The organism is Bacillus sp. JJ1773 (assembly GCF_036962035.1).
In the GTDB taxonomy this organism is placed as follows: domain Bacteria; phylum Bacillota; class Bacilli; order Bacillales; family Cytobacillaceae; genus Cytobacillus.
Genome location: NZ_JBALNX010000002.1, coordinates 37230 through 50578, shown reverse-complemented (window position 1 = coordinate 50578; position 13349 = coordinate 37230). Strand labels below are relative to the sequence as shown.

The 13349-nt window shown below is 36.1% G+C and carries 10 protein-coding genes; 2 read left to right on the top strand and 8 right to left on the bottom strand.

Annotated features, from left to right (window positions below; all coding sequences use genetic code 11):
- Window positions 1–1233 carry an MFS transporter gene (locus V7127_RS00460; protein WP_335344369.1) on the bottom strand — a complete coding sequence of 411 codons (1233 nt, stop codon included), beginning with the start codon at window positions 1231–1233 and terminating at the stop codon, window positions 1–3.
- A gap of 168 nt (window positions 1234–1401) precedes the next feature.
- Between V7127_RS00460 and psiE the strand changes: the two genes are divergently transcribed.
- On the top strand, window positions 1402–1821 hold the full coding sequence (gene psiE, locus V7127_RS00455; RefSeq protein WP_335482861.1) for a phosphate-starvation-inducible protein PsiE: 420 nt from the start codon (window positions 1402–1404) through the stop codon (window positions 1819–1821).
- Between the two features lie 80 nt (window positions 1822–1901).
- Here the strand turns inward: psiE and argH are convergent, their stop codons facing one another.
- The 4 genes from argH to putP all read right to left on the bottom strand — a co-directional run bounded on the left by argH (window position 1902) and on the right by putP (window position 8178).
- Window positions 1902–3230: an argininosuccinate lyase gene (argH, locus tag V7127_RS00450; RefSeq protein ID WP_335353337.1), complete on the bottom strand. Its 1329-nt coding sequence runs from the start codon at window positions 3228–3230 to the stop codon at window positions 1902–1904.
- A 79-nt stretch (window positions 3231–3309) separates the two neighbouring features.
- Entirely contained in the window at window positions 3310–4881 is a 1572-nt protein-coding gene (locus V7127_RS00445) for an APC family permease (RefSeq protein WP_335344668.1), read from the bottom strand.
- 325 nt (window positions 4882–5206) lie between these two features.
- A complete protein-coding gene (locus V7127_RS00440; RefSeq protein ID WP_335353919.1) occupies window positions 5207–6520 on the bottom strand; it encodes a hypothetical protein in 1314 nt (437 codons plus the stop codon).
- Window positions 6521–6699: 179 nt separating this feature from the next.
- Complete coding sequence (gene putP / locus V7127_RS00435; RefSeq protein ID WP_335346379.1) at window positions 6700–8178, bottom strand: sodium/proline symporter PutP; 1479 nt, start codon at window positions 8176–8178, stop codon at window positions 6700–6702.
- 192 nt (window positions 8179–8370) lie between these two features.
- Here putP and V7127_RS00430 point away from each other — a divergent pair, with 192 nt between their 5' ends.
- Window positions 8371–9567, top strand: coding sequence for a class I SAM-dependent rRNA methyltransferase (locus V7127_RS00430; protein WP_335353918.1), 1197 nt, complete (start codon window positions 8371–8373; stop codon window positions 9565–9567).
- 47 nt (window positions 9568–9614) lie between these two features.
- Here V7127_RS00430 and gltP read toward each other — a convergent pair whose 3' ends face one another.
- The 3 genes from gltP to V7127_RS00415 form a co-directional block, all read right to left on the bottom strand.
- On the bottom strand, window positions 9615–10892 hold the full coding sequence (gene gltP, locus V7127_RS00425; RefSeq protein ID WP_335346289.1) for a glutamate/aspartate:proton symporter GltP: 1278 nt from the start codon (window positions 10890–10892) through the stop codon (window positions 9615–9617).
- Between the two features lie 210 nt (window positions 10893–11102).
- Window positions 11103–11996, bottom strand: coding sequence for a response regulator (locus V7127_RS00420; protein WP_335346290.1), 894 nt, complete (start codon window positions 11994–11996; stop codon window positions 11103–11105).
- Window positions 11993–13276, bottom strand: coding sequence for a sensor histidine kinase (locus tag V7127_RS00415; RefSeq protein ID WP_335346288.1), 1284 nt, complete (start codon window positions 13274–13276; stop codon window positions 11993–11995). The genes V7127_RS00420 and V7127_RS00415 overlap by 4 nt, the downstream gene beginning before the upstream one ends.
- Between the last annotated feature and the right edge of the window lie 73 nt (window positions 13277–13349).

Here is a 13349-nt window from a genome sequence, read left to right as displayed (position 1 = left end):
TTATCCTCTAGATTTTTTTAGTACAGTCTTATATAAAAATAAGACTGGTGTTAATAAAAGAGCACTAGCCACAATGGCTGCTTTAATCGTAAAGCCTGAAGCAATAAATCCAATGAAAGGCCCACCGCTGATTTGTCCAATCGCATCTACTTGGCCTTTTACGGAAAAGAAGGTTGCCCGTGTAGAAGATTCAGGGATCAGTTTATTAAGCCATATGTCTTCTAAAGGATGCATGGATTGTCTTGTCACTTGAATGACAATATAGAAGACGAGCAGACTGATAATATTGGTTGCGAAGGCAAAGCCTATTAATGAGAGAATAATAAGGCAGCTTCCAATAAAGAGAGAGACATAGATGAGTTTCAGCTGCTCATGAATATAGCTGCGATTTAAATAATGAAGTGCTGTAAATGATAGTAGAACAACTATAAATTGGACTCCGCCTACTAAAATCACTAAGCCTTGATCAGATAATGCTGTTAGATTGGATGCTTCAAAGAAATGAGAAATCCATAGCCGATCAAATCCTTCGCTGTAAAATCCGACAAACAAAGCAATAAGGAAGAGCAATCTCATCAAATAGTTAGCTCTTGAATAAACAATAATTTTCTCCATATTTCCTTTCATGTTTGCCCATGTTGATGTTCGATTCACATTATCTAATGGCTGAAAGTTTTCTTCTTTCATAAATAGGATTAAATAAATGCTTAGTCCAATCATGCATAGACCGCCAAATACAATAGGAAGATTAATCATAAAATAACCAGTAAAGATGCTTAAAGGAATCGCAAACATCTGTCCAAGATTACCAGCCTTCGCACCCGTTAAAAATGCAGAAGAAGCACGTTCTTCCCCTATTGCATCTGCAATCCACGCCTGCTGTGAACCACTTGTAAGGGTATAACCAATTCCCCAAATGACTTGAGAAATCATGACAGCTGTAAAAAAAGGAAATAACCCCTCCACTAGAAATCCTACTCCAATTAAACAGTACCCCATAACAATGGAAAGCTTTCGGCTTTTTAAATCCGAAATGACCCCAGTAGGAATTTCAAAAAGGAACACAGTCAGCTCCAATACAGTTCCCACTAAAACTAACTCAATTGGAGTGAGCCTAACGATTTGCACTTGATATAACAAGTTCATTGTAAAAATAAAAGTAAAGAAAAATTGTGCTAAGAAACATGTGTTGACATATACCTGATATGGATTCTTTGTGGTGAATAAATTCATTTTCCTTCCCTCCTCCATTCATTATAGAAAGGAGGACGTTGCATTTCTTTTCCAAAATTGCGATGTTAAGGAATGTAAATTTTTTACATGTATTTAATAATTAATTAAAACCACTATGTTATGTTGTAAATAGAAAGTTCCATTGAAAAAGATAAGGAGCATATTAATATGGTTATTAATAAAAGAAATGTTCCAAAAATAATCTTGACTGTTATCCCAAAAATATTGCAAATCTTTTTGAATGCTTCACTTGTCATTTTGGCTACTATTTTATCTTTTTTATTAATAAAGGAGTTAATCATTTTTTTTCAACTGATAATAGAAAATGACAGTAATGATTACAAGCTTTTCTTAGCCAATATATTAATTTTCTTTCTGTATTTTGAATTTATTTCAATGATTGTTAAGTATTTCAAAGAAAATTATCATTTTCCCCTTCGATACTTTATCTATATTGGCATTACCGCAATGCTGAGACTGATTATTGTGGACCACGAAAACCCGCTTCATACACTTATTTATTCACTAGTAATTTTGGTTCTCATTATTGGATATTACATGATGCATATTACTCCAAGGACAAAATAGAATAGTAAAAGCATTTTGTAGGTGAATGATCATTGAAAGCAAACAGGACCAATCATTTGATTAGCCCTGTCTAAAAATAATTATTTCGTTATTTGCTTAATAAGCTTTTTATTCCCTTTTTCCAATATATTTTCATAATCGATGTATTCGTAAATATCATCTGCAATGTTTCCGCTGAACTTCGCTAATTCTTCAATCGTTAAATCTTCAATCGCTTTCTTTTGCTCTTCACAATAAATGATGATTTTGCCGACAATTTCGTGGGCATCTCTAAAGGCTGTTCCTTTGCTTACTAAATAATCGGCAACTTCAGTGGCATTTAAAAACCCTGCTCTAATAGCAGACTTCATGTTTTCTTCCTTTACATGCAGGGTATCGATCATTTTTGCCATGATTTCAAGGCAATCTAATACCGTATCAAGGGAATCGAAAAACTGTTCCTTATCCTCTTGCATATCTTTATTATAAGTTAGTGGTAAGCCCTTTAGTGTAGTTAATAATGAGAAAAGGGAGCCGTATACTCTGCCTGTTTTTCCTCTAATTAATTCAGCAGCATCAGGATTTTTCTTTTGTGGCATGATGCTGCTGCCGGTTGAATACGCATCGTCCATTTCGATAAATTTGAATTCTTGGCTGCTCCAAAGAATCAGTTCTTCGCTCAATCTGCTCAAGTGCATCATGGTAATGGAAAAACCAGACATAAGCTCAAGTAAGTAATCGCGATCACTTACACCATCTAAGAAGTTGTCTACCGGTTTAGAAAAACCTAATAGATCAGTAGTTATTTGGCGATTGATATTATGGGTTGTTCCAGCCAATGCGCCGCAGCCTAGAGGGTTTTCATCCAATATGCCGATCGCATTTTCAATTCTTTTTTTATCACGGCTGAACATTTGTACATATGCACCTAAATGATGACTAAATGTAACTACCTGTGCTCGCTGCAAATGGGTATACCCTGGCATCATGACATTATTGTCAGCAGCTTTCTTATTCAACGAATCAATCAGCTGCTGCAGCGATGACATAACTTCTCGTGCTTTATTCTTTGCATAAAGTCTCATGTCAACAGCAACTTGATCATTTCGGCTTCTTGCCGTATGAAGCTTTTTCCCGGTTTCACCAACTCTTTGTGTCAAATTCATTTCCACAAAAGAATGGATATCTTCATAATCTCCTTCTACTTTCAAACTGCCAGATTCGATATCTTTTAAAATCGATTCAAGTCCGCTAATTAGTAAATTTCCTTCAGACTCAGTCAATAATTCACATTTTACAAGCATTGAAACATGCGCGATGCTTCCATTTATATCTTCATAATATAGTCGATGATCTACAGGCAGAGAAGTATTGAATTTCTCCATGATTTCATCTTCTCGTTTTGTAAAGCGTCCGCCCCAAAGTTTCACTTATACTTCAACCTCTTTTCATTGAATCTTCAATAGACAAGTACCATTGATATGTGTATGCCTATCACTAACATTAATATTAAGATATTTTAGAAATACTTTCCTGTAATTCTTCAATATTTCCTTTTTTACGCATATACCAAACGCCATTTGATACCGCAAAATTGTAAAAAATAAATCCTAAAACTGCCGCAATAATCGACATAAATGGTTCAGGGATGATTCCATGTCCTCCAAAGTTTCCTAAATAGGAAAGTCCAACAAGCATTAAAATATAAACAACAAGATAAATTCCACCAATAATTTCTATTGTTTTGTATTTATTGATAAAGTGGGAAACTAAATAAGCGCCAATACCAATAATCAATCCTGTAATTGCAAGTTGTACCCTGCTCCAGTTTGTCCAATAAATAAGAAGCGTAGCAAAAACAAAGGCTAATGGGGCAATAATACGCATCCCTGGAAGACCGTTGTTTTGCGTTAAACCGACCTTCCGGAAAACCATGACAGTCACACAGGCAGAAGCATATTTAAAAATACCAATTGCTCCAACAATGGCCACAATCGCAGTCCAGCTTTTTAATGGGAATAAAAAGAGCAAACCGATAAAGAAATTAAGAGCAAGTGCACGAGTTGGTACACCAAAACGTTTGTTAATCGTTCCAAAATAAGATGGTAAGAACTTACTTTTTGCCATTCCAAAAACATGTCTTGAAGTTCCGGCTGTATAAGTTAGTGCAGAACCTGTAGGGGAAACCATAGCATCAGCTGTAATGATCCATGATAGCCAAACCATGTTCGCCATCATTGCTAAATTAGCAAAAGGAGAATCGAACTTAATCCCGCTCCAGCCATTAGCGAGCATATCTGGTGGAACAGCTCCAATAAAAACGATTTGGAGTAACACATATAATATAGCTGCAACGACAAGGGAAGTAATCAAAGCTAATGGAATATTTCTTCTAGGATTGACAACCTCTCCACTCATCATGACGACGTTACCGAATCCAGTATAGGCAAAAAAGATCCCACTTGTTAAGATTGCACTTAATCCCGCACCATATCCATTCGGTGCAAACCCTTGGCTTGTAAAGTTTTCTGGATGAAAACCTGTCATAAAAAAAGCAATGATTGTTAGGACAGGAACAATAAATTTAATTGTAGTAATCACTGTATTTGTAACAGCAAATAATTTTACCCCAAAATAGTTAAAAACTACAAAGAATGCCATCAAAACTACCGAAGCAAACATACCAGTCGTAGTAAGCTGTTCTTTCGTAATATCATACAGTCCTGGCCAAAACTGATTTGCATATTGGATAACACCTGCGGATTCCACTGGTGCAGTTGCACAGTATCCAAACCAGATGGAATAACTAGTCACTGTAGCAAGCATTGTCCCATGGGAATAAAGGGGATAGCGGCCTAGTCCGCCTGTTTCAGGCTTAACCCTTCCTAATTCAGCATAAATAAGAGCGATAAGTGTAATTGCAATTGCACCGATTATCCAAGACATAATCGCTGCTGGACCAGCTAATTTTGCTGCTGCCCATGGTCCAAAAAGCCAACTAGATCCAATAATTCCACCGAGAGATAGTGCTGTTAGCGACCAAAATCCCATTCTCTTTTTCAAATATTGTTCTTGATTCATGAAGTTCCCTCTCTCTTAGAGTTATATTGTTTCTTCAATAAAATCCCCAGAATAGCTAATCATTTTATTTTTAACTACACGAAAGATTATTATTAATTTTTCTATTTTTCTTATTTTCCGAACACTCTCCTCTCAAACTTATTAAGTAAAACGAAGTGTTTGAATAATAAATCTTATTTAAGGGTATATATTCGACAATTACCCTAAAACAAATTATATTTAACGCTTTGATGAAACGCAAGAAAAATTTTAAATTGTTAGTCAACTTTATTGCTTTTATTATTTCCAAAAAAAGAAAGACTGTTGAGGGTGGTTCCCAACAGTCTTAAATCATTTTATTTGGTGAGTTTGTAAGTTTGTAAACGCGCCTTGGTCTTCCTCTTGCAGGAAATGGCTCAAGACCAATGTATTCAGCTAGTCCAGCATCGCAAAGGCTTTCGATAAAACGCCTTGTGTTTCTTTCGTCCTTAGCAAGTTGAACGGAAATATCTTTTACGGTAAATTCTTTTAAACCTGACTTTTTAACTAAAGAAAATACTTCAATATAATGTTTCAAGTTAATTTTTGCTTTTTCAAGTGCACTCATAAAGTGTTTATCATTAAAATATGGAAAGTCATCTATCTCCAAACTTTCACTTTCTGCCTCCACAATTTCTCCATTTTCCTGAACAATGATGATAGAACCATTTCTTTCTTTAGAGTAAATTAGTGCATTGTTTGCATTTAATTCTGCCGAAAAAATTGTTTCACCATAACCGATCCCAACACCGACTTTTAAACCAGATTCCAATATAAGCCTGTTAACTGTTTCTTCGATCCTTTGAATTTCTCTTTCACTGTCACCACGGGAGCTAAATATTAAGTACCGCCCAAGTCCTTTTTCAATAAGGGAACCATTTAAGTGCTGACTAAGGTGAATTAAAATTTCTTTTAACTTCAATTCGATAAACTGAAGTTGATAAGATTGTTTCAAACTTCTGAAATGATTTTCTAAATGGACCATTTCAAATACTTGTACAGCTACTTGGGAGTCCCGAAAGTATAATGTTTTTATTTTTTCAGAAAGAATCTTTAAAGTATGTTTGATTTCAATATCACTTGTTGAGATTCTAAAAGCAGGGATCCCCATTTTTTTTAGCCGCAAGTATACTTCTTCATAGCAGGTGATGGCCCCTTTCGTTTCGCCATTTTCCCAGCAATGGTGATGAAAACGAATTAATTCCTCTGTCGAAGTATCCTCAGAAAAGGTTTTGAGAAAAATTTTTTCAGGCTTTATTGTAAGTTGGTTTAAAGCGGTCTCCAAATGGCTTTTTGATATCTCATCTATGCTAAAGTGATCAAAATTGGATCCTGTTTGATAAACAAACTCTATCAACCCTTTGAAAATACCAGCTTCCGTATGATCGATAAAAATAAGGTGTTCAGTATCCTCAACCTCATTGCATGCTATGTTATATGATATTCTTCCTGAGAATATCCAAAAATCAACTTTGTTATGATTCTTCTTTATGAGATCTTCTGTTTCTCTTACTTTTTTATATGGATACGATAGAAAAATCGCATCTAGATGTAAGCCGTGTGCAATATGTAAAATTCTTTCTACAGTAGATTGTGGACCGACAATCCCCACCCTAAGCATGTACAAAAGCACTCCTTTAAAATAACTTATGACTATGATTCTATCTTAATCATACACATTGTTGCGAAAATAATTAAGTATAATTTTGATACTGTTAAAACGAATAAGAATATAAGAAATCAACGAAAGATATAAAAGGCAAGAAAAAATCCTCCCTTTAAAAAAGGAGGATTTATCTATCATTCACTCTTTAGCAATCTGACACTTTCATCAAACTCTTTCTCAATTTCCTCGTTGCGTTTATATGTGATTAAGCTGACAACATAGGTAAGGATTAAGTTGATGATAAAGCCTGGTACGATTTCATAGAGAGTATCTCCAAGGCCAGCATTTTTCCAAATGATAACCGTTAATGCCCCAGCGATCATCCCCACAATGGCGCCCCAGTTTGTCATCTTCTTCCAATATAAGCTTAAAATAATGGTTGGACCGAATGCTGCTCCGAAGCCAGCCCACGCATAAGCAACTAGACCTAAGATTGTATCATTTTGTTCCCAAGCAAGTACTGCAGCAATAACTGATACAGCTAAAACTGCCATACGGCCAAAGAAGACATATTCTTTATCAGTACCATCTTTTCTTAATAATACTTTATATAAATCTTCAGTTAACGCACTTGATGTAACAATTAATTGAGACGAAATCGTGCTCATGATGGCTGCTAGAACAGCTGCCAATAAGAATCCTGCGAAAAGAGGATGGAAGACAATTTGACCTAAAGTTAGAAAAACAGCTTCAGGATTGTCTAACGTAAATTGTGGATTCTTATGGAAAAATGCAAGACCAATTAAGGCTGTGAAGATTGTTCCTAATAAAGAGAAAATCATCCAGCCGATACCGATGCGGCGAGCACTTTTTGTTTCTTTGACAGATGAAATTGCCATAAAGCGAACGATAATATGAGGCTGACCAAAATAGCCTAATCCCCATGCCATTGCTGAGATAATTCCTATAGTTGTTGTCCCTTTAAAGAAATCAAGTAATGTTGGGTCAATTTCTCGAACAGTGGCAAAAGTTTCGCCTAATCCGCCTGTTTGTGATAATGCCAAAATTGGAACTAGAAGTAATGCAACTAACATCATTAGACCCTGAATGAAGTCAGTGTAGCTAACTGCCAGGAAGCCGCCAAATAAAGTATAGGCTACAGTTACGCCGCCAACAATTAAGAGTCCTATATGGTAGCTCGTACCAAATGAGCTTTTGAAAAATACTGCCCCTGCTACCATTCCAGAAGACACATAAAATGTAAAGAAAATAAGAATAACAATACCAGAAACAATTCTTAATAATTTTGTTGTGTCTTTAAATCGATTTTCTAGGTAACCTGGTATAGTAATTGAATCATTAGCGACTTGTGTATAAGTACGCAATCTAGGCGCTACAAGCAGCCAGTTCAAATAGGCTCCAATGGTTAATCCAACCGCAATCCAAGCATCTGCTAAACCGCTTACATAAATTCCGCCTGGAAGTCCCATTAACAGCCAGCCACTCATATCTGCTGCGCCTGCGCTTAGCGCCGTAACTGCTGGGCCGAGAGAACGCCCGCCAAGCATATAGTCGGTAAGATCACTTGTTTTCCGATAGGAGTACCAGCCGATGATAAGCATTAGTGCCATGTATACGCCTATCGAAACAAGCTGAAGACCAATATCTGACATTTTTACCCCTCCAATTCTTTGAAATAAAATTAAAAAACATATAAGGAATACTATTCGAAATATAACATTATTCGACAATATGCGTCAATATAAAATTTTCCTAATATAATATTAATTTGGTGGAAATTCTGATGAATGTTAATATCAACATGAAAAGTGTAAAATAAGGAAAACAGATGATTGGGTGAACAAATGAATAAAGAAGTCGCATTTAAGGTGAAATCAGTATTTATAAAAAATTTTCAATCAGGATATCCTCTTATTCCGGAAGAGGCAATTATTAATATACCGAGTGGCATAGCCGAAGGAAGCATAATAAATTTAGTGGATGGCCAAAATCGGTATTTGGCTACAGGCTATTATGGGAAGCAAAATAAGGGCAGAGGTTGGATATTAACAAGAAATCAGCAGGAATTAATTGATCAATCCTTTTTTGAAAAAAAGCTTAAAAAAGCATTGGAAAGTCGCAAAAAGTTTTTTGATGATCCAGATACTACCGCCTTTCGTGTTTTCAACGGGGAAGGTGACGGAATTGGCGGGTTGACGATTGACTTTTTTGCTGGATATTATTTAGCTACTTGGTACAGTGAAGGGATTTATTATTTTAAAAATGAAATTATCAAAGCTCTTTTCGAAGTGGCAGATGCGAAGGGGATTTATGAAAAGAAACGCTTCAATATAAAAGGAACCTATATAGAAGATGATGATTTTGTGGCAGGGGAGCGTGCCAGTTTTCCACTTATCGTTAAAGAAAATGGCATTAACTTTGCAGTTTATTTGAATGATGGAGCAATGGTAGGCGTTTTTTTAGACCAAAGAAATGTCCGCAAGGCAATACGTGATAAGTATGCTAAAGGCAGAACCGTATTAAATACTTTTTCCTATACAGGAGCTTTTTCTGTAGCAGCCGCTTTAGGCGGGGCTTTGAAAACAACAAGTGTGGACCTTGCCAATCGAAGTAAGAGTAAAACGATTGAGCAGTTCAGTGTAAACGATATTGATTATGAAGCTCATGATATTATTGTAGAGGATGTATTTCATTATTTTAAGTATGCTGTTAGAAAGCATTTAAAATTTGAAATGGTCATTCTTGATCCTCCGAGCTTTGCACGATCTAAGAAACATACCTTTAGTGCAGGGAAGGATTATCCGGCTTTACTTGAGGAAGCGATTCAAATAACAGAAAAGAATGGAATTATCGTTGCCTCAACAAATTGCAGTACATTTGATATGAAAAAATTTAAGGGATTTATTGAAAAGGCATTTAAGCAAACAGGAGATAAATATACAATTCTAGAGGAATTTAGTCTCCCTGAGGATTTTAAGACACTGAAGGAATTTAAAGAAGGCAATTATCTAAAAGTGGCGATAATCAAAAAGTTGGCGTAAAAAGAAAGTGGATGCATTAGAAAACTCTGATGCATCCACTTTTTTTATTAAGCTGATTTTTGAATAGCAGTGATGTATTCTTTTCCTTTTTTCGTATCAAAACGGCCTTCCCACTTAGACATAACAACTGCTGCAAGTGAATTACCGATAACGTTGACAGCCGTACGGGCCATATCTAGAATACGGTCGATCCCAGCAATAAAGGCAAGGCCTTCAAGTGGAATGCCTACAGAGCCTAATGTTGCTAAAAGAACGACGAAGGAAACTCCTGGGACACCAGCAATTCCTTTTGATGTAACCATTAATACAAGCATTAACGTAATTTGTTGGGTAATACTTAAATCAATCCCATACATTTGAGCAATAAAGATTGCTGCTAATGCCTGATAGAGAGTAGAGCCATCCAGATTAAATGAATAGCCTGTCGGAATGACAAACGAAACAACGTCTTTTGGACAGCCGTATTTCTCCATCTTTTCCATCACTTTTGGAAGAACAGTTTCAGAGCTTGCCGTTGAATAGGCTAAAATAAGCTCGTCTTTTAAAATCTTGATGAGATGCAGTAAGCTTGTGCCACACATTTTCGCAATAACACCAAGTACGACAACGACAAAAAAGATCATTGTTAGATAGACACAAATGAGTAACTTTCCAAGTGGAATTAATGATTCAACCCCGAATTTTGAAACAGTAACTCCGATTAAGGCAAATACACCAAATGGAGCAAATTTCATGATTTGATTCGTTACCCAGAACATGGCGTCAGCTGTTCCTTGGAAGAAAGCAAGGACTGGTTTTCCGCGCTCCCCGATTGCGGCAATTCCTAAACCAAACATAACTGCAAAGAAAATAATCGCTAGCATATCCCCATTCGCTAAAGATTGAATAATGTTTGATGGGACAATGTTTACAAACGTATCGGCAAAGCTATGACTTGTAACTTCGTTTGTTGTATCAACATATTTTTGAATATCACCTTTTGCCAGTTTCGACATATCAAGGCCAGCACCCGGTTTAGCAATGTTAGCAGCAAGCAAGCCGATGATAATGGCAATGGTTGTGACAATTTCAAAGTAAAGAAGGGTTTTTCCGCCAAGTCTTCCTAATTTCTTCATATCCCCGGTTCCAGCAACGCCAAGAATTAATGTAGAAATAACAATTGGGACAACAATCATTTTAATTAGTCGGATAAAGATATCCCCGATTGGCTGTAAATAAGTTGAAACGGCAGGGTTTCCGTAAAATATCGCTCCGACAATAATCCCTAGAGTTAATCCAACAAGAATTTGATAAGCTAAGCTAAATTTGAACTTTTTCTTTTTCATCAAATCACCTCTCCTTATATAATGAAAACGCTTACTATGCGATAGGGAAAATAATAAACTAATTATATGGAGAAGTTACTGAATCCTACAAAATCCGACAATATTTTATTAAAAAATAAAAAGCCCCCACCTAAAAACCTTTAAGTGATGGGCTATTAACAGAAAAAGCTAAATTCAATTATTAATTGTGTCATTTGATGAAGGTCCTATTTATGAACCTTGACTGAATTTCTCCATTGTATCAATATACAAAACTTGCAGGAACTTTTTTATATTAATTTTTACTTTCATTGTTTCATGGGTGTCTGTATCCATTTCTTTCATTCGCATCCTGATTTCATGAAAATCAAAGTAGCGAGGAGCATAATATTCAAATGTAGGGTTCGTGTAATCGAAACTTCCTAGTGAAGCTAAGTTATTTAGCGCCGCTATAATGGCCCTGCGGATCCGCTGTTCAATGGATTTAATTTCTTTTTTCATTTGGGGAGAGTCTGTTTGATTCGAAATGGCTACTGCCTCGTATAATTCTTTTAAAGGAGGCAGCAGAGTGCTCCCATTTTTTTGATTCATTAAGTATTCCATCATCAACACCATATCTTCGCTGCCTGCTTCACCGATAATCCCCATATCATTTAATATCGATAAAACGATTTCTTTCACGCTTTGTTGTTTTTTCGTGTTTTTAGTTGTTTCAATGTGGGCGAGTGATTCTCGGATAGATAATAGAGACTGCTTGAGATGAAATTGGTCAGCTGTTCTTTTTAGGATGCTGAATACTTCAACCCGATTGATTGGTTTGTGGATAAAGAATTCAACCCCTTTTTCATAAGCCTCCCCGACCATTTCTTTATTTACTATTTGAGAAATCATAATAAACTGGCCTTGAAACCCTTGTTCTCTTAACTGTTCGATCGTTTCAATCCCATCCAGCTCTGGCATCAAAAAGTCAACTAAGACAAAATCAGGACGAGTTGAAAGAATAAGCTGAAGCGACTCATGTCCACTCTCAGCCTCACCAATAACATGGCCAAGTTCTCCATCGACAATGATTTTTTTTAGCATACTTCGGCTTGCTGCATCATCATCTATAATAAAATATCTCAGTTTAATTCAACCCGCTTTCTTATGTTACTAGTTGGAATATGTATTCGGAAAATGGTTCTATTTGCAGAGGATTCTATTTTAATTTGGCCTTCTAGCGAATGTACAATGTCTTGTACATGGGAAAGGCCAATGCCAGTTGCGGCCACACCGTGATCATTATATTTAGTCGTATAACCTGGTTCAAAAATAAGAGACAAGTTCTCATCTGCGATTCCTTTTCCTGTATCCTCTACAATGAATACAGTATTTGCAGACTCATTAATGGCTTGAATATCAATTGCCCCTATGCCCTCGATGGCTTCGACTGCATTTGCAGTGAGATTATTTAATATCGCAAGGAGGGGAATTTGCTGAGCTGTCTCAAAATCAATGGATGTCTTTAGCTGAAAGGTGATTTCTTTCCCTAACAAATCACTATATTTTTCATTTGATATTGCTACGATACCGAGAACATCAGAAAGATAGACCGCATCTGTTTTCTTTTGCGATGAAATTTTTGCTAGTCCAGAAAGAATTCGCTGCGAATCTTTTTTCACTTCATGTATTTCTTGTGCGATGAGCAATGCTTGCTTACTCAACTCTGAAAGATTGTGCCTTTTTAATTTTCGATATAAATCATGGCTCGATCCTGTAATCTGTTCAATATGATCGATCGACTTTTGTAAATAAAGAGTTTCTGCATATAATTCTGATCCAACCTCGAGCATTTCTTGCATCTGTTTTTTTTGCTCAGAAATCGTAATGGAACTATATATTCCTACTACAAAATAGCTTCGGAGTAAAGCTACACCGCTAAGCATTAACCATTCTTGCAGATTAATGTTCGAATGATGGATAAGCAAATAGCGCATAAGATGCTCGGCGCTGTTTCCAATGAATTCGAAGCAGGCAGCGAAAACTCCAAGGAGAAGAGGAGAGGATTTGTAATTATTAATATTAATAATGCTAAATCCTAAAGCAAACAAGAAATAATACAGAAAAGCTGGGAAATGACTCTCAAAGCTTAGCCCAAAAGAAACATGGTTGAACACCAAATCCTCACAGGTACGCAAACTAATAACAGTCATTCCTGTAATGACCCCTGTACGAATTAAAGATACTGGAGGAAAAATAAGAATCAGCAAAAAAAAAGCAATACTGCCTAATCCGAATCGAAAATCCTCCCCATAAAAAGGGACCACTTTGACCTCACTTAAGAGAGCAGTTAAGATTGCAGTAAGAAATAATGGAACCCATTTAATTCTGATAATATTTCTATTGAATATGTATGTGGAAAGCATTGAATTCTCCTAATAGGGGTAGTGCCCCAACTGATTAAAGTTTCATTTTATTATAATCTAATCCTATATCAAA